General features: G+C 63.7%; 17 protein-coding genes and 1 pseudogene. 13 read left to right on the plus strand and 5 right to left on the minus strand.

Annotation, left to right across the window (positions count from 1 at the left end; genetic code table 11):
* Nucleotides 1-195 precede the first annotated feature (195 nt).
* The 11 genes and pseudogenes from ACREXZ_RS12800 to ACREXZ_RS12850 all read left to right on the plus strand — a co-directional run bounded on the left by ACREXZ_RS12800 (nt 196) and on the right by ACREXZ_RS12850 (nt 15,743).
* Nucleotides 196-1,731: an efflux transporter outer membrane subunit gene (locus tag ACREXZ_RS12800; RefSeq protein WP_431764442.1), complete on the plus strand. Its 1,536-nt coding sequence runs from the start codon at nt 196-198 to the stop codon at nt 1,729-1,731.
* Nucleotides 1,732-1,915: 184 nt separating this feature from the next.
* Nucleotides 1,916-3,133, plus strand: a complete 1,218-nt coding sequence (locus tag ACREXZ_RS12805; RefSeq protein WP_431764443.1) for an efflux RND transporter periplasmic adaptor subunit — start codon at nt 1,916-1,918, stop codon at nt 3,131-3,133.
* A gap of 12 nt (nt 3,134-3,145) precedes the next feature.
* Complete coding sequence (locus ACREXZ_RS12810) at nt 3,146-6,406, plus strand: efflux RND transporter permease subunit (RefSeq protein WP_431764444.1); 3,261 nt, start codon at nt 3,146-3,148, stop codon at nt 6,404-6,406.
* Between the two features lie 136 nt (nt 6,407-6,542).
* Nucleotides 6,543-7,166: a TetR family transcriptional regulator gene (locus tag ACREXZ_RS12815; RefSeq protein WP_431764445.1), complete on the plus strand. Its 624-nt coding sequence runs from the start codon at nt 6,543-6,545 to the stop codon at nt 7,164-7,166.
* Between the two features lie 1,204 nt (nt 7,167-8,370).
* Nucleotides 8,371-8,472, plus strand: a pseudogene (locus ACREXZ_RS12820) (ESPR domain-containing protein); the annotation flags it as partial.
* A gap of 93 nt (nt 8,473-8,565) precedes the next feature.
* Entirely contained in the window at nt 8,566-12,675 is a 4,110-nt protein-coding gene (locus tag ACREXZ_RS12825; RefSeq protein ID WP_431764498.1) for a beta strand repeat-containing protein, read from the plus strand.
* A gap of 56 nt (nt 12,676-12,731) precedes the next feature.
* Entirely contained in the window at nt 12,732-13,469 is a 738-nt protein-coding gene (locus ACREXZ_RS12830; RefSeq protein ID WP_431764446.1) for an OmpA family protein, read from the plus strand.
* A 217-nt stretch (nt 13,470-13,686) separates the two neighbouring features.
* Nucleotides 13,687-14,277, plus strand: coding sequence for a rhomboid family intramembrane serine protease (locus tag ACREXZ_RS12835; protein ID WP_431764447.1), 591 nt, complete (start codon nt 13,687-13,689; stop codon nt 14,275-14,277).
* Between the two features lie 147 nt (nt 14,278-14,424).
* Nucleotides 14,425-14,886, plus strand: coding sequence for a VOC family protein (locus tag ACREXZ_RS12840; RefSeq protein WP_431764448.1), 462 nt, complete (start codon nt 14,425-14,427; stop codon nt 14,884-14,886).
* A gap of 3 nt (nt 14,887-14,889) precedes the next feature.
* On the plus strand, nt 14,890-15,258 hold the full coding sequence (locus ACREXZ_RS12845) for an ArsR/SmtB family transcription factor (RefSeq protein WP_431764449.1): 369 nt from the start codon (nt 14,890-14,892) through the stop codon (nt 15,256-15,258).
* Nucleotides 15,255-15,743 carry an SRPBCC family protein gene (locus ACREXZ_RS12850; RefSeq protein ID WP_431764450.1) on the plus strand — a complete coding sequence of 163 codons (489 nt, stop codon included), beginning with the start codon at nt 15,255-15,257 and terminating at the stop codon, nt 15,741-15,743. The genes ACREXZ_RS12845 and ACREXZ_RS12850 overlap by 4 nt, the downstream gene beginning before the upstream one ends.
* 2 nt (nt 15,744-15,745) lie before the next feature.
* Here the strand turns inward: ACREXZ_RS12850 and ACREXZ_RS12855 are convergent, their stop codons facing one another.
* Entirely contained in the window at nt 15,746-16,954 is a 1,209-nt protein-coding gene (locus ACREXZ_RS12855) for an ROK family protein (RefSeq protein WP_431764451.1), read from the minus strand.
* Nucleotides 16,955-17,218: 264 nt separating this feature from the next.
* Here ACREXZ_RS12855 and ACREXZ_RS12860 point away from each other — a divergent pair, with 264 nt between their 5' ends.
* Both ACREXZ_RS12860 and ACREXZ_RS12865 read left to right on the plus strand, forming a co-directional pair.
* Nucleotides 17,219-18,676: an APC family permease gene (locus ACREXZ_RS12860; RefSeq protein WP_431764452.1), complete on the plus strand. Its 1,458-nt coding sequence runs from the start codon at nt 17,219-17,221 to the stop codon at nt 18,674-18,676.
* Nucleotides 18,677-18,721: 45 nt separating this feature from the next.
* Nucleotides 18,722-19,735, plus strand: coding sequence for an ROK family protein (locus tag ACREXZ_RS12865; RefSeq protein WP_431764453.1), 1,014 nt, complete (start codon nt 18,722-18,724; stop codon nt 19,733-19,735).
* A gap of 40 nt (nt 19,736-19,775) precedes the next feature.
* Here ACREXZ_RS12865 and ACREXZ_RS12870 read toward each other — a convergent pair whose 3' ends face one another.
* From ACREXZ_RS12870 to ACREXZ_RS12885, 4 genes are all read right to left on the minus strand, one after another.
* On the minus strand, nt 19,776-20,387 hold the full coding sequence (locus ACREXZ_RS12870) for a LysE family translocator (protein ID WP_431764454.1): 612 nt from the start codon (nt 20,385-20,387) through the stop codon (nt 19,776-19,778).
* A gap of 50 nt (nt 20,388-20,437) precedes the next feature.
* Nucleotides 20,438-21,079: a VTT domain-containing protein gene (locus ACREXZ_RS12875; RefSeq protein WP_431764455.1), complete on the minus strand. Its 642-nt coding sequence runs from the start codon at nt 21,077-21,079 to the stop codon at nt 20,438-20,440.
* 242 nt (nt 21,080-21,321) lie between these two features.
* Complete coding sequence (locus ACREXZ_RS12880; RefSeq protein ID WP_431764499.1) at nt 21,322-22,383, minus strand: alkene reductase; 1,062 nt, start codon at nt 22,381-22,383, stop codon at nt 21,322-21,324.
* An 86-nt stretch (nt 22,384-22,469) separates the two neighbouring features.
* The gene (locus ACREXZ_RS12885; RefSeq protein WP_431764456.1) at nt 22,470-22,775 is read right to left on the minus strand and encodes an ArsR/SmtB family transcription factor; all 306 of its coding nucleotides are present in this window, start codon (nt 22,773-22,775) and stop codon (nt 22,470-22,472) included.
* Between the last annotated feature and the right edge of the window lie 137 nt (nt 22,776-22,912).

Here is a 22,912-nt window from a genome sequence, read left to right on the forward strand (position 1 = left end):
GAAGCCGTGCGGCCAGCAGGCTGTCTTAACTTTTTCATTAATATATCTATTAAGAATTGAAGGCTTTGTAATTATATATTAATTGATTCGTTGATTAGAATATCTTACGCTTGGAACAAATTGTCCCAGGGTCAATCCTCATCCGCAGGTTCGTGAATGAACGTATCCCCCAGCTTTGGTACCCGAAAGTTGCCTATGGCGCGGGCAAGTCGACGCGCCCTGCAGTACGGTTGCATAGCCGTTGCGGTGTTGATTGCGACGGGCTGCGCGGTCGGGCCGGACTATCGCAAGCCGACCGTCGAGATTCCCGCCAGTTTCAAGGAAGGGGTGGACTGGCAGCGGGCGCAGGCCAATCCGCAGGCGTCGTTGTCCAGCACGTGGTGGCTCGACTACCACGACGATACGCTCACGCACCTGATCGAACAGTCGGTCAAGGCCAATCAGTCGATTGCCCAGGCCGAAGCCGCCTATCGGTTAGCGCAGGCAACCGTGCTGGCCAACACGGCCAGCCTGTTCCCGACGGTCAGCGCAGGTTTCTCGGGTTCGCGCTCGGGCACCGGAGCGGGTGCGGCAGGGGCAAGCACCGGTTCGACGAGTGCATCGATCGCGGGTGTGCGCAATTCAGTCAGCGCCAACCTCTCGGCAAGCTGGGAACTCGATCTGTGGGGACAATTCCGGCGTGAACTCGAGTCGGCGAAGGAAAGCGCGCAGGCCAGCGACGCGCAACTGGCCGGCGAGCGTCTGTCGATCGCCGCCAGTATCGCCACCAATTACTTCGAATTACGTCAGGCCGATGTCGACATCGATCTGCTGAAGCAGCAGCAACAGATCGATGCCCGCATCCTCGAAATGACGCGTACTGGCTTCAAGGTCGGCACGTCGTCCAGCGACGACGTGCTGATCGCGCAGGATACGCTCGAAGTAGTGATCGCCGATCTGCAGACGACGGAAACTTCCCGCGAGCAGTTCGAGCATGCGATTGCGGTGCTGATCGGTGTGCCGCCCGGCGGTTTCTCGATCGAACCTAATCAGCACTACGCGTTCGTCACGCCGGCCGTGCCGCTCGCACTGCCGTCGCAACTGCTCGAACGGCGCTACGACGTCGTGAGCGCTGAGCGCACGGCCGCCGCGGCAAATGCGAGGATCGGCGCGGCCGAAGCAGCATTTTTCCCGACGTTGACGTTGTCGGCGGAAGGCGGCTATCAGCACAACACACTTGCCAATCTGTTCTCGCTGCCGAACCGTTTCTGGACACTCGGCCCGTCCCTTGCAGAGACGATTTTCGATGGCGGCGCACGCACGGCCGCAGTACGCGAAGCGCGTGCGACCTATGACGAAAATGTCGCGGCCTACCGGCAAGCGGTGCTGACTGCATTCCAGAACGTCGAGGATGGCCTGTCGTCGTGGAACCACCTGCAGCAGCAGGCGGATGCGTTCTCGAACATCTATCAGCGCAACCAGCAGCTGTTCAAAAGCGAGCAGGCACAGTTTCAGGTGGGCTCCGTCAGCGAGCAGAGCCTGCTGAACCAGCAGCTCACACTGCTGCTCGCGCAGCAAAACCTGGTGGATACGCAGGCTCTGCTGACGCAGAGCAGCGTCTCGCTGGTCAGGAACCTCGGTGGTGGCTGGCAGTGGGATGACGAGAAAGGGAGGGCGGCCGATACCGTCGCGTCGTCCGGGCAGCAACCGGCAGCGGCAGCGGCATCCACGTCAGCCTCTCCGGCGCAGTGAGCATGCAGAGGTTTATCCCGTTTGATTTATCGTGTTCGGTTCAGGTGCGATGTCCTGATCACGTGTTGTATTGCGCGCCGCGAGCCGGTCCATTCAGACCGGCCTCGAGGTGCTGTCCATTGCCGACCGTTTCGCATCGACTCCCGGTCCTTTCCATTTCACGATCATGCAAGCGTGGTGTCCTATGACGTTACTGCCTGTGCGCGCGTCGCTGCTGTCCTTTAGTTTCCTTGCCCTCGTGGGTTGCGGCAAGGCCGTTCCACCGGCGCCACCGCCGCCGCAGGTCGGCGTCGTGAAGGCCCAGCTGCAGACTGTGCCGCTGACCCGCGACCTCGTCGGGCGGCTGTCTGCCTATTACAGCGCCAATGTCACCGCGCGCGTCTCCGGGGTGCTCGTCAAGCGCGCCTATACGGAAGGCGGCGACGTGAAGGCGGGGCAGTTGCTGTTCGAGATCGATCCGACCTTCTATCAGTCGGTGCTCAACAGCGATCTCGCGACGCTCGCGCAGGATCAGGCGACCTACGTGAACGATCGCATCATCGCTGAGCGCGATCGCAAGCTGCTGCCGGTCGGCTCGGTCTCGCAACAAACCGTCGACGATGCCGATGCGGCAGAACGCAGCGCCGCGGCCAAGGTCAAGGCGGATCAGGCCGCGGTCGACGGTGCGCGCATCAACCTCGGCTATACGAAGGTGACCTCGCCGATCACCGGCATTGCCGGACAGCAGCAGGTCACGGTCGGCGCGGTTGTCGGCAGCAGCACGACCGACGCCGGCTCCGGCGGCACGTTGCTCACGACCGTGCAGCAGATCGATCCGCTCTACGTGAACTTCACGATCAGCGCCGCCGATCTGATCACGCTGCGTCAGGCGCAAAGCCAGGGCAACGTTGCGCTCGCCGCGCAGAACGACACTGCCGTTCAGGTGGTCCTGCCCAACGGCCACCCGTATGAACAGGTGGGGACGCTGGACTTCTCCGACGTCGAAGTGAATTCGACCACCGGGGCGGTCAATCTGCGTGCGCGGTTGCCGAATCCGCAGCATCAGTTGTTGCCCGGCATGTATGTGTCGCTGAACGTCGCGCTTGGCCAGCAGAACAAGGTGTTCCTGGTTCCGCAGCAGGCTGTCCAGCGCGATACCGCCGGCGCGTACGCGCTGATCGTCGGTGCGGACGGCAAGGCTGCGCGCAAGGATCTCAACACGACCGACAGCTATCACAACAACTGGATCGTCACAGGCGGCCTGGCAGAAGGTGATCAGGTGATCGTGACGGGCTTGCAAAGCGTGCGTGAGGGGGCAGCGGTGAAGGCCAGCCCATGGCAGGCGCCGGCGACGGGCGCGAGTTCAGCGCAGGTCGGCTCGGCCCCCGCATCGGGCGGTCAACCTGCTGGCAACAAGTCGTAAGGAGTTTGACTCATGCCACGTTTCTTTATCGATCGCCCGGTCTTTGCCTGGGTGATCCCTATCCTGATCTGTCTGCTCGGCATCATCTCGCTGACGCGCATGGGGATCGACTCGTACCCCGACATCGCGCCGCCCGAAGTGACGGTTACCGCGACCTATCCGGGCGCGAACGCCGCCACGATGGAATCGACGGTGACGCAGGTGATCGAGCAGCAGCTCACCGGCATCGACAACCTGCTGTATTTCAGCTCGACGTCGGGTAGCAACGGCACGGCGACGATCACGCTGAGCTTCGCGACCGGCACGAATCCGGATATCGCCGAAGTTCAGGTGCAAAACAAAGTCCAGCTCGCACAGCCGTTGCTGCCGACCGAAGTGACGCAGCAAGGCGTGGTGGTGGCCAAGGCGAGCCCGGACATCCTGCTGTTCATCGCCCTGCAGTCCACCAATCCCGCCATCGACGCCGGGCGCCTGAGCGACATCGTCGCTTCGCAGATCCAGCCGGTGGTCGCGCGGATCAGCGGGGTGGGCAATACCTTCGAGCTCGGGTCGGAATATGCCGTGCGAATCTGGCTCGATCCGGACAAGCTGCAAGGCTATGGGCTGTCGACGACCCAGGTGCTCAATGCGGTGAACTCACAGAATGCCCAGTTCGCCACCGGGGCACTGGGCGCGGACCCCGCGGTCAAGGGGCAGGTGTTCACGGCAACCGTGTCCGGCGATACGTTGTTCTCGTCGCTGCAGCAGTTCAAGGACATCATTCTGGTGACGACCAACACCGGTACGGTGGTGCACCTGAGCGACGTCGCGCGCATCACCTTCGGCGCGCAGTCGTACGGTTCTTCCGCAACGTATAACGGCAAGGCGGCGGGCGGCCTCGGTCTGTATCTGCTGCCCGGTTCCAACGCGCTGTCGGTCGCCAAGGCGATCAAGGCCGAGATGGCGATCCTCGCGAGAGATCTGCCGACCGGCGTCACGTGGGACGTGCCTTACGACACCACACCGTTCATCACGGCATCGATCTCCGACGTGGTCCGCACGCTGGTCGAGGCGATCGTGCTGGTGTTCTTCGTGATGCTGATCTTCCTGCAGAACCTGCGGGCGACCATCATTCCGACGCTGGTCATTCCGGTCGCGCTGCTGGGCACGTTCATCGGGCTGAAGGCGCTGAACTTCTCGCTCAACCAGCTCACGCTGTTCGGCATGGTGCTCGCGATCGGGATTATCGTCGACGATGCGATCGTGGTGATCGAGAACGTCGAGCGCATCATGACCGACGAGAAGCTCGAACCGAAAAAGGCGACGCGCAAGGCGATGGGCCAGATCACCGGCGCCATCGTCGCGATTACGGTGGTGCTGATCGCGGTGTTCGTGCCATCCGCCTTTCAACCGGGGGCAACCGGCATCATCTACGCGCAGTTCGCGTTGACGATCGCGATTTCGATGGGCTTTTCGGCGTTCCTCGCGATGTCGTTCACGCCGTCGCTGTGCGCGGCGATCCTGAAGCCGACTCATGACGAGAAACCGAATACCATCTACCGCTGGTTCAACAAGGCATTCGACCGGCTGAGCACCACGTATTTCGGCCAGGTCGGCCGGGCGGTTCGTCATGCGCCGCGCTGGATGATCCTGTTTGCACTGGTCGCCGTGCTGACCGGGTTCCTGTTTACCCGGTTGCCGACGTCCTTCGTTCCCGACGAGGATCAGGGCTTCATGCTGGCACTCGTCAGCCTTCCGACCGGTGCGACGCTGGAGCGCAACAGCACGGTCATGGCCGAGATCGGCGACAAGCTGAAGAAAAGCGATATCGGCAAGGACATTGCGGGGATCTTCGACGTCAAGGGCTTCAGCTTCGTCGGTAACAGCGAAAACGTCGGCATGGTCTTCATCAAGCTGACCGACTGGAAAGCGCGCTCGAAGACGGCCATGCAGCTGATCCCGGAGGCCAACGGGATCCTGCACGGCATCTCCGATGCGCAGATCTTCGTCGTGAATCTGCCGACCATTCGCGGCTTGAGCCAGTTCGGCGGGGTCGACATGTACCTGCAGGCGCGTGCCGGCCAATCGCGGGCGGAACTGGGCAAGGCCACCGGCATGTTGCTGGGTCTCGCCAGCAAGAACCCTGTGCTCTTCGGTGTTCGCCCGAACTCGCTGCCTGAGGCGCCGCAGTTGCAGTTGACTGTCGATCGCGTGCAGGCTCAGTCGATGGGCCTGTCGCTGACCGACGTCTATGCAGCGATCCAGATGCAGCTGGCGCCGAACTACATCGACCAGTTCACGTATGCAGGTCGTGTGAAGCGCGTTTATCTGGAGGCCGATGCACCTTTCCGGATGGGACTCGACTCACTCCAGCACACCTTCACGCCGACCGGTGTGACGAGTACGTCGTCCACTACCGCCAGTTCGAGCAGCACGGTCACGACCACCAACTCGAGCGGCTACCAGACGCCGGTCAATCCGTCGGTCAGCAACAGCGCGATCAGTCCGTACAACATGGTGCCGCTGTCGAGCGTCGTGAAGACGAACTGGGGTGTGGGTCCGCAGGCGCTGCCGCGCTACAACGGCTATTCGGCAATCGAGATCGTCGGCAACTCGGCGCCCGGTTACTCGACCGGCCAGGCGATGGACACGATCCAGAACATCGTCAACAAGTCGTTGCCGCCGGGCTTCGCCGCGGACTGGACAGGACAGTCGTATCAGGAAATCCTGGCCGGCAACTCGGCGACCCTGCTGACGGTTCTGTCGATATTCATCGTGTTCCTCTGCCTCGCCGCACTGTATGAGAGCTGGTCGATACCGGTTGCCGTGCTGCTGGTGGTTCCGCTAGGCTTGCTGGGCATGCTGACGTTCTGTCTGCTGTTTAACGTTCCGAACGACATCTACTTCAAGATCGGCATGGTGACGGTGATTGGGCTGGCGGCGAAGAACGCGATTCTGATCGTCGAGTTTGCGGTGGACGGCCAGGCTCACGGGATGACGCTGTACGACGCCACGCTGAACGCGGCGAAGCTGCGCCTGCGACCTATCCTGATGACCTCGATGGCCTTCATCCTCGGCGTGTTCCCGCTGGTGATCTCGTCCGGCGCGGGGGCGGCGTCGCGGCACGAGATCGGCACCGGCGTGATCGGCGGCATGCTGTTCGCCACGGTTTTCGGCTTGCTGCTGATCCCGGTGTTCTACGTGTCGGTGCGCCGCATGCTCGGCGACAAGCTCGACGAAGTCACGCACAAGCTGCGTCTTGCGGAAGGGCACGACGGCGAAGCCGAGGCCTGAGAGAACCGGCCGCCCCTGGCGGAGGCGCGTTCGTGAGCGCTGGCGGGTGACACACCCGCTGCCGCCACGAACGCGCCGGATCAATCTGGTTCGGCGCCACGTCGGCGCGCGCCAATGTTCGGCAGGACTCTGGGCAATGAAACGAACCAGGCAACACGCGCTCGATACCCGCGCGCATATATTGGACGCTGCCGAACACGTCTTTATCCAGCGCGGTCTGTCGCGCGCATCGCTGTCGGATGTTGCGGATGCGGCCGGCGTCACCCGCGGCGCGGTGTACGGTCACTTCAGGAACAAGCTGGCAGTCTTCGAAGCGCTGTTCGACGATGCGTCGTTGCCGGTGGACCCGTTTCTCGTCGAGGCAGGCGGGTCGGGCGACGATCCGCTCGGACAGCTTCAACGCAATCTGACCTTCCTTCTCACGCAGGTGCTGTCTGCCGGGTCTGCACGACGTCTCTATACGATCCTGCTGTCGCGCTGCGAACCGGCACTCGAGACCGAAGTGTTCTGGCACAGGATGGACGGCAGCCGGCGCCATGCCGAAACGCAGATAGAGCACGCGTTGCGCGCCGCGATGTCGTGCAACCAGCTGCGTCCCGATCTGGATGCACGCCGTACCTCGGCGGTCATCCATGCCAGCCTCACCGGCTTCTTCCTCAGAAGCCTGCGCGAACCGCTCCCCCCGCAACCCGATGCCGAAGCGCGTCGGGTTGTTTCGTCCATCGTTCAGGGGCTGGGTTCGGGAATAGCAGTGGAATAACCCGCTTCCCGCAATTGGCGCAGTAATCGCATAGCGCTCATTTTCATGCGCAGTGCTATTGCTTTATGCGATTCGCTCACGAATCGCCCACCCCACCCTTTAGTCCTCATTCTTCGCTCTTGTCACCGGCAAAGCCTTGTCGGTGCTGTCTGCGGCTATGGCCGCAAAGCTAAAAGTGTCTGGCCGGCTACCGTTTCCGAATAAGGAAATCCTTATGGGAATTAGCGATCGTCTCTTGTTTTATTAATGACACTATTATGAATGTCTGAGTCATGAAGAAGGCGCAAGGCCTTTGCAATCATCGTGCTCCGGCCCGGAAATTTCCAGCTGTAGACCCCGGTAGTGCGTCGCGGCCGACGGGCGAACAAGGCGTACACACTATTTGATGATCGTCGGAAGACCATATCCAGTAGGCCTCTCGCCGTGACTGGACAGGACGAGGAAGTCCCGCTGGGTAACCGGGAGCGGATTCGCCGATGAATCTCTGTGGACGGTTCAAAGGGTCAAATTGTTAAATTTGGCAATACCCGATCATTAATTGGAACTCAATGTAGACAAATAAAAAGTCATATGAGAAAGTTCGATCGGGCACTGAACTTACTATTCGTTACATCATGCGATGACAAGAATAACCAGGCCAACGGAAATACTCCAGTAGTCATCGTCCCAAATAGTGCCTGAATAGCTGTCGATGAAATACGACGCAGACTGCGTCACATAAGATCGTTTACCCAGTCGTGCACGAGGAAGCGGCAGTTTACTGAGGGGGTTCGGTAATCATGAGTATTCCAGGCATAGCAAAGTCGGCAGAAAGTCCCGCACAAGAAAAGCCTCATCCTGCCCGGCTATTAGTGCCGCACGGTGCTAATGCCGTTCCTCTATCGCTTCCCTTCGGACCTTCCTGAGATAGCGGCCCGCACACCGTCTGTGCGGACAGGTCGCGCGAAAACGAAAGTCGTCTAGCCGCCCTCATCGATCACCAGCCGTACGAATATCTCCTCCTGCCGGGAGGACGGGATTCGCTCGCGCTAAAGATTCGTCATCGAGAGCGGAAGCAGACACCGCAGTTCAAACGCTAAAGCAGCATCAACCGCAACTCATCCATTTGATCACTACATATAGTGATCCTAATTAAATGGACGAGTACGCGGGCTTGTGACCATGCAATTTGCATAGAGTCATATTCACTTACCAAGGAATCGACATGAACAGGGCATATCGGACTATCTGGAATAAATCGTTAGGCGCTTTTGTAGCCGCGTCGGAACTCGACAAGTCGTGTGGGAAGGGCAGGTCGGGGGCTAGTGCGGCCGTATGCGACGGGCGAAGCGGTCAGCCCGGCGCTTCATCGCTTCCCGGTTCCCGTCTGCGCGTTCTGGCCGCGTTGTTGCTGGTCGGCATGGGCGGATGGGCTGCGCAGGCGGAGGCACAGGTTAGCTGCGCTGCGTCGCCATTCAACGCCTACAACGGCAGTTCGTCGTGCGTGGGTTTTCAGTCCACGGCCAGCAGTGCCGGCGACACCGCGGTGGGCGGGAGTGCAACGGCATCGGGGGGAGACTCCACCGCAGTGGGAACCGGGGCTACGTCAGCGGGCATCGCCTCCGTGGCCGTGGGGAACGGAGCCGTTTCGAACAGCTCGGTTGCCATCGCGATGGGCGTCGGCAGTATCGCAAGTGGAGGGGCTTCGATCGCCATCGGTTATACCAGTGCCACCAATGGCCTCAATGCGATGGCGATCGGCTACAACTCCCACGCGACTGGCACGAACGCCTTTGCTCTCGGTCAGGCAGCTAATGCCATGACCGATGCGTCAATCGCCGTTGGTACCAATTCCGTTGCAAACGGAGCCAATGCGTTCGCGGCGGGCATAGGCGCGCAGGCTCTAGGGCAGAACGCCACCGCCATCGGCGTTAGCGCGACGGCTAGTACTGTCGACGGACCCGCTGTCGCCCTCGGCGGCGGGGCCAAGGCCGTCGCCTCGGGCGCTGGAGGCTCGCCGATCGCGATCGGTGCGAATGCAGTGGCGACCGGTGCGTCGGGAACCGTACTTCCAAGTGGCACCACGGCGACGACATTCGAGGCAGTTGCGCTAGGCAATGGTGCGACCGCGACAGGCATGCAAGGCGTGGCGATCGGTAATTCAGCCGTCGCCACGGGAACATGGAGTACGGGCGTGGGTTCCCTCGCCCACGCGTCGGGGGCGCAATCCACCGCCATCGGCACGTTTTCGCAGGCCACCGGCGCCAATGCAACCGCATTGGGTATGGGCGGCACCGCGGCGGCTACGGCGGTTCAGGCATCCGGCGCAGGCGCGCTCGCCCTGGGCGGCAACGGCACCGCGGGTGCCATCGCATCGGGCAACAACGCGATTGCCGCCGGCGGTCAGTCTCAGGCAACGAATGACGGTGCGATAGCGCTGGGCAGCGCGAGCACGGCGAACAGCCTGCTGGCCACGGCGCTGGGCACGTCCGCGACCGCGGCGGGCAACGCGTCTGTCGCGATCGGCGATGTCGCTGTCGCCAACGGCACGCATGCGATGGCCGTCGGTTTCTCCGCGAGTGCTACCGATCTGAATGCCATAGCCATCGGCGGAGCAGCCAGCGCCGTGGGGACATCGGCGATCGCCTTCGGTGTCAACTCCATCTCCAACGGAGTCAGTGCCCTCGCGGTGGGCACCTCCGCAACGGCTAGCGCCGCCAACGCGGTCGCCGTCGGCAACGGCTCAAGTGCGCTCGCTGCATCGACAGTCGCGTTCGGCGACACCAATACCGTTGCCGCGGCAGCCGGCGCGGGTTCGATCGCCGGCGGACAGAACTCGAAGGTGCTCGGCGGGACCGGCGCGGTCGCGCTCGGTCAGGGGCAGACTGCGACTGGCAACGGCGCGGTCGCGATCGGCGATCCCAACACCGTGAACGGCAACGGTGCGATCGCGGTGGGCCAGAACAACACGGCGACAGGCCAGGGGGCGATTGCGCAGGGCGACGGCAATACCGCGAACGGACAGGGTGCAGTCGCGCTGGGCAACGCGAGCAACGCCACTGGCGCGAGCGCGCTCGCATTCGGCGACACGGCGGTGGCGAACCAGGCAGATGCGATCGCGCTGGGTGCCAACGCGTCGGCCGGCAACGCAAACGCAGTGGCGCTCGGCGCGGGCAGCACGACCGCCGCCGCGGTCGCCACGCCCACGGTCACGGTGGGCGGCGTCACGAGCGCGGTGCAAGGCGTGACGCCAGGCAGTACCGTGAGCATCGGCTCAGTGGGCAATGAACGCACGCTGACCAACCTCGCGGCAGGCCGCGTGAACCCAACCAGCACGGATGCGGTGAACGGCAGCGAGCTGTATGCGACGAACCAGGCTGTCGGCAACCTGACCAGCGGCACCGTCGGTCCGTTTGTGTCCAACAACTCGGTGACGGCGGTCCAGCCGGTGTCGTCGGGAGCGAACGCCGCAGCCGGCGGTTTCGGCGCAACGGCGACGGGTGCGGCTTCGGTGGTGGTCGGCAATCAGTCGACCGATAACGGCGTCGCCAATTCCACCGTGCTCGGCCAGGGCGCAAGCATCGCCGCTGGCGTGACCGGGTCGAACGTCGCGCTGGGTCAGGGTGCCACGGTGACCACTCCCGCCGTGCTCACTGCGACCGGTACGATCAACGGCGCCACGTTTAACTACGCGGGCGGTACACCGGCCGGCGTGGTCAGCGTCGGCACGGCGACCGGGACGCGCCAGATCACGAACGTGTCGGCCGGCCAGGTCAGCGGGACGAGCACGGACGCGGTGAACGGCTCGCAGCTGTTCGCGACGGATCAGGCGGTCAACAATCTCGCCGCGACCGTGACGGCCGACGCGACGCACTACTACAGCGTCAACGACGGCGGCACGCAGGGCGGTAACTTCAACAACAACGGCGCCACCGGTACCAACTCGCTCGCGGCTGGCGTGGGCGCGACGGCGAGCGGCGTGAGCAGTTTCTCCGGCGGTAACGGTGCAGCGGCGGCGGCGGACAACGCAGTCGCACTCGGCGCTCAAACGAACGTGTCGATAGCCGGCGGCGTCGCGCTCGGCTCAGGCTCGGTGTCCGATCGCGCAGTGCTCTCTGGTGTCGGCTCGATCGCCAACGGCACGCACTCGATCCCGTTCAACACGTCGGACGAAACCTTGCTGGGTGCCGTGTCGGTCGGCAGCGCGACGGGCAACACGTATCGCCAGCTGACGAACGTCGCCGACGGCACGCAGGCGCACGACGCGGTCACCATCCGGCAGTTGGCGGGCGCGCTGTCGTCGTTTGCGGTCACCGGTCAGCTGTACTTCCACGCGAATTCGACGGCGGCGGATTCGCTGGCCGTCGGCGCGGAATCGATCGCCGTCGGACCGACGACAGTCGTCAACGGCGATAACGGTGTGGGCATCGGCAACGGCGCGATCGTCGACTCGACGGCGCCCGGCGGTGTCGCGATCGGCGAAAGCTCGAGCGCGGCTCAGGCGGATGCGATCGCACTCGGCAGCGGCTCGCTCGCGAGCGGTGCGCAGTCGATCGCGCAAGGTGCGAACGCGAGCGCGGCGAATGCCGGCGGTATCGCGATCGGCTCGGGGTCCAACAGCAGCGCAATCGACGGCGTCGCACTCGGAGCCGGTTCTACTGCATCGATGGCGAACAGCGTTGCGCTAGGCGCGGGATCGGTGACGACGGTCGGCGCGTTGAGCAACTACATCGCGTACGGGTTGAGCAGTCCGCAGTCGTCGGCGGGCGAGGTCAACATCGGCAACCGGCAGATTACCGGCGTCGCAGCCGGTATGGCTGGCACCGATGCCGTCAACGTCAGTCAGCTTCAGGCGGTGAATCAAAACCTGCTCTCGCTGATCAACCAGAGCAACACCGGTGGCGGCAGCTTCTCGTCCAGTCCGGGAACCTCGACGTCACCGTCGTCCAGCGGCTCGAATTCGTCGGCTGGCGGGCAGGGCGCCGTGGCGTCCGGGACCAACAGCTCCGCGGTGGGCAACGGCTCGACGGCGTCGGGCAACAGTTCGACTGCGATCGGCGCGGGGTCCACGTCCAGCGGCAACAATTCCGTTGCGCTCGGTGCGGGCAGTAACGATGGGGGGCGCTCCAATGTGGTCTCGGTAGGCTCGGACACGTCGCCGCGGCAAATTACCAACGTGGGGGCTGGAACTGCGCCTAACGACGCGGTCAACGTCCAGCAGCTGAACGCCTCGCTCTCGCAGGCGAATGCCTACACCGACGCTCGCGTGAACGATCTGCAGAACGGCATCAATTCCGTCGCGCGCAACGCGTATTCGGGCATCGCTGCCGCAACGGCGCTGACCATGATTCCGGAGGTCGACAAGGACAAGACGTTGTCGTTCGGGATCGGTACGGGAGGCTTTAGAGGCTATCAGGCTGTTGCGCTCGGGGGCACCGCGCGGCTGACCGAGAACATCAAGATGAAGGCCGGCGTCGGCATGAGCCCCGGAGGCACGACGTTCGGTGTCGGTGCGGCAATGCAATGGTAAATCGCGAGGACCGCGCGGCGACTACTCGCCGCGTCTCTTTCGCCACCAACAAATCTATGGAGCAAGTGATGAAACGACTTTTTTTCGCAGGCCTGTTCTCCGCAGGGGTGCTTGCCGTTACCGGCTGTACGTCATCTTCGGGGCCGATGTTCAACGCGTATTCGGTCAACATGGCCAACGGCGTTCAGATCTATAAGGTCGAGTGTGGTGGACTCTTTGAAAGCTCGAAGACGTGTATGAAGGTGGCGCAGCGTATCTGCGGTGACAAGGGCGTACACCCGATCGAAAAGACCGACCTTGTGCGCGCCGCCGACGACACGCGTAGCGATCCTCGCCATCTGCTTTTCCGGTGCGGTACAGACACCGCCGCCGTCGCACCGGTGGAAACGAAGAAGTCCGAACCGGTGACGATCGAGGACTTCACGTTGCAGAGCGATGCGCTGTTTCCGTTCGACAAGTCGAGTGCGGGGTCGATGCTGCCGGCCGGCAAAACCGAACTCGACGGAATTGCCGAACGCATCCGTCAGCATGACGGTGTGACTAGCATCGACGTGGTCGGTCATACCGACAGGCTGGGTCCGGCATCCATCAATGGGCCTTTGTCGGTTGCGCGGGCCAATACCGTTCGGACCTACCTCATCGACCGTGGACTCGACGGCAACCTGATTCACGCGACGGGCGTCGGCTCCAGCGAACCGAGAACGAATTGCCCGGAAGGTGGCGAGAGTCGCGCGTTGATCGCTTGCCTGCAACCGGATCGGTATGTGTCGATCAAGGTGCAGGGGCGGAAGTGATGGTGAAGTGACGTTGAAATAACGTTGAAGTAACGTAAGCGTGCGGCCCGTCGACGATGCAGGTCTGTGAGACTGTGTCGGGGGCGGGCCGCGGTTCGTCGACGCTAATGACCATCAGCCATCGCACACGGTGAGGACGCAAAGTGTGGCCAATGACCGGGAGTCCTTTAATTTGGTATAAGCAAAAAGTTACTTTGCCAAAATATAAGGGGTAGCTTTGAAAGCCAGGCCCGGCACTTCTCGGGCGACGAGCGAGCAGATCAAGGTGCGAGTGATTACGCTTGCGGTATTCGTCGGCTCGATATGGTTGACGTTCTTTCTGTCCGTTGCCATACCGGGACTTCATCTGAACCGGCATGGCGTTATTCCTCACACCGCGAGCGGCTTGCAGGGGATTCTGTTTGCCCCCTGGCTGCATGCGAACCTCCAGCACATCGTGGCCAACACGGGTGGCCTGCTGATACTCGGCTGGCTGACCATGTGGCCGCGAATCTCAAACTTCTTCCCGGCCTTGATTGGCTCGATGCTGGGCGCGGGACTCTGTGCGTGGGTTTTCGGCTCGGCGTCGTCCGATCACATCGGCGCGAGCGGCGTCGTGTCTGGATTTGCCGGCTACCTTATCGGCCGCGGCATCTATACGCGCAATGTCTTCACGATTCTGGTTGCGCTTTTTGTCGTGGGTACGTACGGCTTGAGCATGCTGCTCGGCGTATTGCCGATCTACCCCGGGATTTCATGGCAGAGCCATCTTGGCGGCGCGATTGGCGGATTCCTGGCCGCTCGAACCGCTCGGAGTAAAGGTCAGTAGGCGGGGCTGCTCGACATCGAATGGTGCTCCGCGTGTTTGCGGAGGGATCTTCGTCTGTGATGCGGCACAAAACGCGGTCCTTGAATTCTTCGAATTGTTTAACTACGATGTTAAATATCAACTCGATGGTTAATCAAGGAGACAGTCATGTCCGATCCGTTCCGTCGTCCCACACTGGCCTCTGGGCTGTTCTATCGCGATCCTCTTGCCGCACTCGACTGGCTCGAAAAAGCGTTCGGCTTCGAGCGCTCGATGGTGATCACCGACAACGAAGGGCACGTCGCGCACGCCGAGATGAAGTTCGGCGACGGCCTGCTGATGATCGGCAGCGAATACGCCGAGTACACCGTGAGTCCCGCCGGGCTCAACGGCAAGAACACGCAATCGATCCACGTGCATCTGCAGTCCGGTCTCGATGACCACTGCGCGCGGGCACGCGCGGCGGGCGCCGTGATCACGCGCGAACCGGAGGATCAGTTCTATGGCGATCGCACCTACGCGGCGCGCGACCTCGAAGGGCACGTGTGGAGCTTCGGTCAGACGATGCGGCAGGTGTCGCGCGAGGAAGCTGAGCAGGCGAGCGGGCTGAAGATCGACGGGTGGGTGTGACGCATGCGACGCACGGCTACCGCTGCGCTAGATCCAGCCTCGCTCGACCGGACGCTGGCCGCGCTCGCCGATCCGAATCGCCGGCAGGTCGTCGATCTGTTGCGCGAGCGGCCGATGCGCGCCGGCGAACTCGCGCAGGCCACCGGTCTGAGCCCACAGGCGATGAGCCGCCATCTCCGCGTGCTGCGCGCGAGCGAGCTGATCGAAGAGTCTCGCCACGGCGATGGACATGACGGCTTCGATGCGCGCGTACGCGTCTATATGCTGAGGTCCGCGCCGATGAGCGAACTGCGCGCGTGGCTCGAACAGACCGAGCAACTCTGGTCGACGCAACTGCAGGCGTTCAAGGCGCACGTGGAGCGGTGGTCGTGAGTTCGCACGTGCTGGTGTCGCTGCGCGTCGCGGTTTCGCCGCAGCAGGCCTTCGACGTCTTTACGCAGGAGATCGGCGCGTGGTGGCAACCGAACGACCTGTTCCAGTTCACGCCGCAGGGCAGGGGCGTGCTGTCGTTCGAGCGCGATGCGATCGACGATGGACGCCTGATCGAAACGCAGCCCGACGGCAGTGTGTTCGAGATCGGGCGCATCACCGCATGGGAGCCGGGTGAACGGCTCGCATTCGAATGGCGTCAGGCGAGTTTCGCGGCGGATCAACTGACGCACGTCGACGTGCGCTTCGAAGCCGTCGGGAACGAAACGCGTGTGACCGTCGAGCATCGCGGCTGGGACACCGTGCCGCAGGAGCACGTGGCGCGTCATCATTTTCCCGACCGCATCTTCCTGCTGCGTCACGCGGAATGGTGGCAGGCGTTACTCGCGTCGTATCGCACGCGCACGCCAGACAATACCGGTCAGTAGCGTTAATAGCCGAGCCGCTCAAACGCGCGCCGCCGTGCGTGATCCAGTCCCTGCTCGATCGCGCCGAGCAGCACGCCGTCGGTGCCCGTTGTCGAAATTGCGAAGTCGGGCACCGGCATCAGCAGACGTTCGGACAGATACTCCCGGATCCTCGGCAGCAGCAGTGTGCCGTTGCGGCCGATCCCGCCCGCGAGCACGACGAGCGTCGGGTCGAGAATCGGTACGATCGACGCGAGTGCCCATGCGAGATGTTGCGCTTCGTCGGCTACGCATTCGAGTGCGCGACGATCGCCTGCGTGCGCCGCCGCGAACACGTCCTCCGCGCTTGCGACATGCAGACCGAGCCGGTGCGCATGCGCGACGATCGCCTTCGCCGCGGCCTGCGCTTCGAACAGTCCGCGATGGCGGGTTGCCGGCAGCGTATCGGCGCCGGAAGGCGCGGGCGGCAGCATCGCGATTTCGCCGGCGAATCCCTGCGCGCCGCGATGCAGTTTGCCGTCCGTGACGATGCCGATGCCGATGCCGGTGCCGACCCACATCAGCACGAAATTGTCGACGCCGCGGCCGATACCGTGCTTCTGCTCGCCGAGCGCCGCGAGGTTGATGTCGTTCTCGATCACGATGTCCGCACCGAGCGCGTCGCGCAGCGACGAGATCAGATCTGTACGCTCCCAGCCTGGCAGATTTGCCGCAAGCCGCAGTCGGCCTTTCTCCGGATCGAACACGCCAGGCGATCCGAGTACCGTCGCGAGCACGTCGTCGCGCTGGATGCCGCGTTCGTCGAGCATCGTCGTGACGAGTTCGACGATCTGCGCGACGAGCCGCGCGACACGCGCGGGCGTGCGCTTGTCCATGCGTGCGACCACGCGGCCGGTCAGGTCGGCGAGCGCGCCGCGAATCCACTCCGCGCCGACGTCGATCGCGACGACGAATCCCGCGTCCGCGCGCGGCGCGTAGAGCCGCGGCGCGCGTCCTGCGTTGCCCGCGCGCACGCCGCTCTGCTCGACGAGACCGAGCCGCTCCAGATTGTTCAATGCCGCCGAAATCGTGACCTTCGACAGCCCGATCGTTTCCGCGAGCTGCGGGCTCGACGCGGGCGCGAGGTCCAGCAGATGCTGGTAGATCGCCCATTCGTTGCCTTGCCGGACGAAGGCGGGGCCTCGGGTGACGGGCGGTTTCGGTCGGGTGCGTTTGCGCGTGGGCAGATTCATGGCGGATTCGTGCGGGTGACGGGCGATGCTAACAATCGGGCCGGATCGGGGCAAGCGTCGGTGTCCGGCAGGGGCGTCTCGGTGCTTCGCCGAATTTTGGCGTATTTGCATTCGTAAAGAAACTTTCCTATCATCCGGCCATCGACGTCGCGCAGCCGTACAAAGCAGCAGCAGGCGGAACAAAACAACAAAGCGCGACGAAGCCCGAACGGCGCAGCAGCCTCTTTCGACGACAAGCGCGGCCCTGCCGCATGGAGACAACCGATGAGCGATTCCTCCTCGACCTGGACGGATGGCCGTTCCGCGAACGGCGATGCAACGCAGACGCCGCCAGCACCACACTTCCGTCGTTCGGTCGGGCTGTTCCCGGCGATCGCCGTGAACATGATCCAGATCTGCGGGATCGGCCCGTTCATCACGATTCCCGCGATCGTCGCGGTGATGAATGGACCGCTCGCGGTGGTCGGCTGGATCGTGGGCGCGCTGCTCGCGATGGCCGACGGCCTCGTGTGGGCCGAACTCGGCGCCGCGATGCCGGGCGCGGGCGGCACCTACCTGTACGTGCGCGAAGCGTTCCAGTACCGCACCGGACGTCTGATGCCGTTCCTGTTCATCTGGACCGCGATGCTGTCGATTCCGCTGATCATGAGCACGGGGATCATCGGTTTCGTGCAGTACCTCGGCTTCTTCCTGCCGAACCTGCAGCCGTGGCAGAGCCATGCGATCGGCCTCGTCGTTACCGCGCTCGTCGTGTTCGCGCTGTACCGGCGCATCGAGTCGATCCGTTCGCTGAGTGCCGTGCTGTGGATCATCATGGTGCTGGCCGTCGGCCTCACCACGGCCGCCGCGTATTCCGACTTCCATCTGAATCTCGCGATGTCGCTGCCGCCGGGTGCCGGCGATGTCGGCAAGTTCATGACCGGACTCGGCGCGGGTCTGATCATCGCGATCTACGACTACGCGGGCTACAACACGACCGCGTACATGGGCGACGAACTGGAGAACCCCGGCCGCGTGATGCCGCGCTCGATCATCGTGTCGATCGTCGCGATGATGGTGTTCTATCTCGCGATGAACGTCGGCGTGATCGGCACCGTACCGTGGCAGGACGTCGCGAAGTCGAGCTCGGTCGCGTCGCTGGTGGTGTCGCGCAACTGGGGGCACACGGCCGCGGCAATCGTGACGATCCTGATCCTGATCGCGGCGTTCGCATCGGTGTTCGCGGGGCTGCTCGGCGGTTCGCGCGTGCCGTTTCACGCGGCCCGCGACGGCGTGTTCCTCGCGGCGTTCGGCAAGCTGCATCCGAAGCACAACTTCCCACACGTCGCGCTGCTGGTGATGGGCGTGATCACTGCGGCGGGCAGCTTCTTCGATCTGACGACGGTGATCAACATGCTGGTCGCGGTGTCGGTGCTGCTGCAGTCGGTCGCGCAGATCGCCGCGCTGACGGTGCTGCGGCGTCGTCAGCCGGAACTGCGCCGGCCGTACCGGCAGTGGCTCTATCCGGTGCCGAGTCTCGTCGCGCTGGTCGGCTGGCTGTACGTGTACTACGCGACCGACCGGCAATCGCAATGGCTGTCGACCGGGTGGATCGTCGTCGGGGTCGTTGCGTTTCTGATCTGGGCACGGGTCGTGCGGGTCTGGCCGTTCGGGCCAAAGGAAGTGCGCGAAGTGTTTCTCGAGCGTCAGGGCGAGGACGATGCCGCGGCGCGCGGACAATGAACGGGATTGAAGCGTAGTGCAGTGCAGTGAACGGATAAGGCAGGCATGCGATACAACGACAGCGAAGAAAGCCGCAGCGCGGGCACGACGGCGGGCAACGGGTCGCACATTCACGCGGAAGGCGGCGCGGACTTCGTGCTTGCGGTTGACATCGGCGGCACGAAGATCGCACTGACGACGGCGACCGGGCAGGGCACGCGGCTCGTCGAAACAGAACTGCCGACGCAGGCGCAGCAGGGCGCCGCGCGCGTGATGGCGCGGATGTTCGATGCGGCGCACGCGCTGGTCGCGCAAACGGCCGTGCAACACGGCGGCACGTTGCGGACGGTCGCGGTCGTCACTCCGGGCATCGTCGAACCGGACGGCATCAAGCTCGCGCCGAACAATCCGGGCTGGGACACGTTGCCGCTCGTGCGCACATTGCGCGATGGATTCGGTGACGTCGACCTTGCTGTCGAGACCGACGTGAAGGCGGCCGCACTCGCGGAGGCGCGATGCGGCGCGTTGATGGGCGTCGAATGCGGGCTGTATCTGAATCTTGGGACAGGACTCGCAGCGGCTGCGGTGATCGACGGCAAGGTGCTGCGCGGCGCGCATGGCGCGGCCGGTGAAATTGGCTACCAGTTGCGCGGCGTGCCGGATGAGACGCCGTTTGCCGAAGGTGGTTCGCCGCTCGAGGAGTTCGTGTCGGGCAGTGCTCTGTCGGCGCGCACGAGTGCGTTGCTCGGGCGTCCGGTCAGCGCGCGTGAAGCGTTCGCGATCGCTGCCGACGATGTGCGCGTCGCCGCGTTGATCGACGATGCGTTGCGTGTGCTCGCGGTGCAGGTCGCTAACGTCGCGCTGATGTTCGACCCTTCGCGTATCGCCGTGGGCGGTGGGATGGCGCGAGTGCCGCGGATCCTGCCCGGGCTCGCGGCGATGCTCGCGCGCGCGGTGCCGTATCCGCCCGAAGTGGTGCCCGCGGCATTCGAGCACGGCGCGGCATTGCAGGGCGCGGTGCTGTGTGCGGTCGATGCGTATGCGTCGGCGTATTTGCGACGGATGGCTGCTGCGGTCTGAAGAAAAAGTCCTGCTGCCGATTCGCGCGCGGCGGTGCGGTTTAGCGCGTCGCGATCGCCGCGGCTGCGCCGGCCATCATCGTTGCGCTGGTCCGGTTTGCGATCTTCACTGCGCGACGGCTCGTCAGTAGCGCGCGGGCGCGCGCAGCGAGCGTCGCCCACGCGACGTCGACGAACACGAGTACCGCAAGCATCGTCAGCGTCAGCTCGATCCAGGCGACCGTACCGACGCGCGACAGATCGATGATCGTCGGCAGCAGCGCGAGATAGAACACCATGATCTTCGGGTTGCCGAGCGTCACCATCAAACCGGCGATGAACATCCGCCACGGCGACTGACCGCCCGGCAGCGGATTTTCGTGGACGTCGGTCGGCGCGAACCACATCTTCCATGCGAGAAACAGCAGGTACGCGACGCCCGCGAACTTCACCGCGATGAACACCATCGCGAACGTGTGCGCGATCACCGCGAGACCTGCAACCGCGCACGTGAGCCACAGCGCTTCGCCGAGCCACATTGCGGCGAGGAACGGCAGCACGTCGCGCAGACCGTTCGTCAGCACGCGCGCGACGAGTGCCGCGACGCTCGGGCCCGGCGAACCGGCCACGACGATTAGCGCGAGTGCGAATACCAGCAGACCGGATAGGGCCATGAACGTGTCCTTCTTCAAGCGGGTTGTGCTTATGCGAGCTTCAAATCCCGTCACGCACGCGGCCGACCAGTGTGCCGCACCGCGCGCCACAGCGCACTGACCACCAGCGAACCGACACCGAGCGCCACGCCCAGCAGCACGATCGAACTCATATGATCGCGCACCAGCGGCACATTGCCAAACAGATAGCCGGCCGCGACCAGCGAGCCGATCCACAGTGCCGCGCCCGCCGTGACGTACGACACGAAGCGCGCGAACGTCATCCGCGACACACCGGCGACGAACGGCGCGAACGTTCGCACCACCGCGATGAACGGCGACGCGAGAAACGTGAGCCCGCCTCGGGCTTCGTAAAATGCATGGGCACGTCGCAACGCATTGCGGTCGAGCCAGCGATACTGCGACGTATAAACCGTTTCACCCACCGCGCGGCCAATTCCATAGCAGACGATGCTGCCCGCGATCGTCGCCGCGAACAGCACCGGCGTCACGATCCACACGTTCAGCGCACCGGTCGCGGCAAACGCGCCGCAGATGAAGATCAGCGGATCGCCGGGCAGAAAGAACAACGGGAGGAATCCGATCTCGACGAAAACGACCGCGAACAGCATCGCATACACGGCTGTGCCGTATTGCGCGATCAGGCTGCCGAGATTGCGGTCGAAGTGCAGCGCGAGAGTCAGCAGATGCATGGGCAGATCCGAAGCGGAGGAAGGTACAAGGGCGGTGTGCGCAGTGTAGTCGCCCTTGCGGACGGGCGTCGAGTATCCACTGCATGCCGAAGCGCCCGGCCACTTCAGTCAGGCAAATGAAAACGCGGCGAGTGCCGCCGGAATCTCGTCCGGCGGCACTCGCCGCGTGCGGTACAACATGGGCTTCGTAAATCGATAGCGAATCGACAGCGTATCGACAGTGAAGCGCGAAGCCCTTTCGATCAGGCCGTCGTTTCGAGCGCCGGATAATCGACGTAGCCCGTTTCACCTCGTGCGTAGTATGTCGCCGGGTTCGGTGCATTCAGCGGCGCATCGAGTTCGAGGCGGCGCGGCAGATCCGGGTTCGCGATGAACAGTTGGCCCCATGCGACCGCATCGGCTTCACCCGCGTCGAGCACGCGCTGCGCGCTTTCCTTCGTGAACTTTTCGTTCACGATATACGGGCCACCGAACGCCTGCTTCAGCAGCGGGCCGAGGCGGTCGTCGCCGACATACTCGCGCGCTGCGATGAACGCGATCTTGCGTTTGCCGAGTTCGCGCGCGACATAGCCGAACGTCGCGGCCGGATCGGAGTCGCCCATCGTGTGCGAATCGCGGCGCGGCGCAAGGTGTACGCCGACGCGGTTCGCGCCCCACACATCGATACACGCGTCGGTAACTTCGAGCAGCAGACGTGCGCGGTTTTCGATCGAGCCACCGTATTCGTCGGTACGGCGATTCGTGCTGTCCTGCAGGAACTGGTCGAGCAGATAGCCGTTCGCGCCATGCACTTCGACGCCGTCGAAGCCCGCGGCCTTCGCGTTTTCCGCGCCCTTGCGATACGCGGCGACGATGCCCGGAATCTCCGACAGATCGAGTGCACGCGGCGTCACGAATTCGCGCTGCGGACGCACGAGGCTAACGTGGCCTTGCGGCGCGATCGCGCTCGGCGCGACCGGCAGTTCGCCGTTCAGAAAGACCGGATCGGAAACGCGGCCCACGTGCCACAGTTGCAGGAAGATCAGGCCGCCGGCGGCATGCACGGCGCTCGTGACGAGCTTCCAGCCTTCGACTTGTTCCTGCGACCAGATGCCGGGCGTTTCTGCGTAGCCGACGCCTTGCGGCGTCACCGACGTCGCCTCGCTGAGGATCAGACCGGCCGAGGCGCGCTCGGCGTAGTAACGGGCCATCAGCGCGTTCGGCACGCGTTCTTCGCCGGCGCGTTGTCGCGTGAGCGGCGCCATGATGACGCGGTTCGGCAACGTAAGGTCGCCAATCAGGAGAGGATCGAAAAGTGTCGGCATAATCATTTACCCATGCTGGCGGACCGGGTCCGCCGCTTTCAGGACAACGTCAGGGAAGAGCGCAGCGCAAGGGCGCCGCACCCGTGTCAAAGATCCGCGTTCATGTGTTCGAGAAAGGCCGTGATGACCGGCTCGTTGCGCTTGAAAAACACCCACTGGCCGACGCGCTTCGACGTCACCAGTTCCGCCCGCTGCAACGCGGCCAGATGCGCCGACACGGTGGACTGCGACAGACCGCAACGCTCGTCGATCTCGCCTGCACATACGCCGTGCTCGAGCGTGATCTCCTGATCGGGGAAGTGCGTCGACGGCTCGCGCAACCACGCAAGAATCTCGCGGCGCACCGGATTGGCGAGCGCCTTGTGAATCGCGTCGATGTCGATCGTCGTCATTGCCGGATCTCGAATCCATGAACAGCGGGGCAGACCCGTAGCCGGAGGCCCGGATGTCTGTATCGCTTCAGACCGAATCATATATCGTAAATTGACGATATTCAAGAAGGCACTATGGTGAGTGGGGGGATTGGGTC

It is taken from the genome of Paraburkholderia sp. (assembly GCF_050742655.1).
GTDB lineage: Bacteria > Pseudomonadota > Gammaproteobacteria > Burkholderiales > Burkholderiaceae > Paraburkholderia.

Coding starts and splice junctions, on each gene's coding strand:
- ACREXZ_RS12800 (WP_431764442.1), top strand. CDS start 196: ATGGCGCGGGCAAGTCGACGCGCCCTGCAGTACGGTTGCATAGCCGTT.
- ACREXZ_RS12805 (WP_431764443.1), top strand. CDS start 1,916: ATGACGTTACTGCCTGTGCGCGCGTCGCTGCTGTCCTTTAGTTTCCTT.
- ACREXZ_RS12810 (WP_431764444.1), top strand. CDS start 3,146: ATGCCACGTTTCTTTATCGATCGCCCGGTCTTTGCCTGGGTGATCCCT.
- ACREXZ_RS12815 (WP_431764445.1), top strand. CDS start 6,543: ATGAAACGAACCAGGCAACACGCGCTCGATACCCGCGCGCATATATTG.
- ACREXZ_RS12825 (WP_431764498.1), top strand. CDS start 8,566: ATGGGCGGATGGGCTGCGCAGGCGGAGGCACAGGTTAGCTGCGCTGCG.
- ACREXZ_RS12830 (WP_431764446.1), top strand. CDS start 12,732: ATGGAGCAAGTGATGAAACGACTTTTTTTCGCAGGCCTGTTCTCCGCA.
- ACREXZ_RS12840 (WP_431764448.1), top strand. CDS start 14,425: ATGTCCGATCCGTTCCGTCGTCCCACACTGGCCTCTGGGCTGTTCTAT.
- ACREXZ_RS12845 (WP_431764449.1), top strand. CDS start 14,890: ATGCGACGCACGGCTACCGCTGCGCTAGATCCAGCCTCGCTCGACCGG.
- ACREXZ_RS12855 (WP_431764451.1), bottom strand. CDS start 16,954: ATGAATCTGCCCACGCGCAAACGCACCCGACCGAAACCGCCCGTCACC.
- ACREXZ_RS12860 (WP_431764452.1), top strand. CDS start 17,219: ATGAGCGATTCCTCCTCGACCTGGACGGATGGCCGTTCCGCGAACGGC.
- ACREXZ_RS12865 (WP_431764453.1), top strand. CDS start 18,722: ATGCGATACAACGACAGCGAAGAAAGCCGCAGCGCGGGCACGACGGCG.
- ACREXZ_RS12870 (WP_431764454.1), bottom strand. CDS start 20,387: ATGGCCCTATCCGGTCTGCTGGTATTCGCACTCGCGCTAATCGTCGTG.
- ACREXZ_RS12875 (WP_431764455.1), bottom strand. CDS start 21,079: ATGCATCTGCTGACTCTCGCGCTGCACTTCGACCGCAATCTCGGCAGC.
- ACREXZ_RS12880 (WP_431764499.1), bottom strand. CDS start 22,383: ATGCCGACACTTTTCGATCCTCTCCTGATTGGCGACCTTACGTTGCCG.
- ACREXZ_RS12885 (WP_431764456.1), bottom strand. CDS start 22,775: ATGACGACGATCGACATCGACGCGATTCACAAGGCGCTCGCCAATCCG.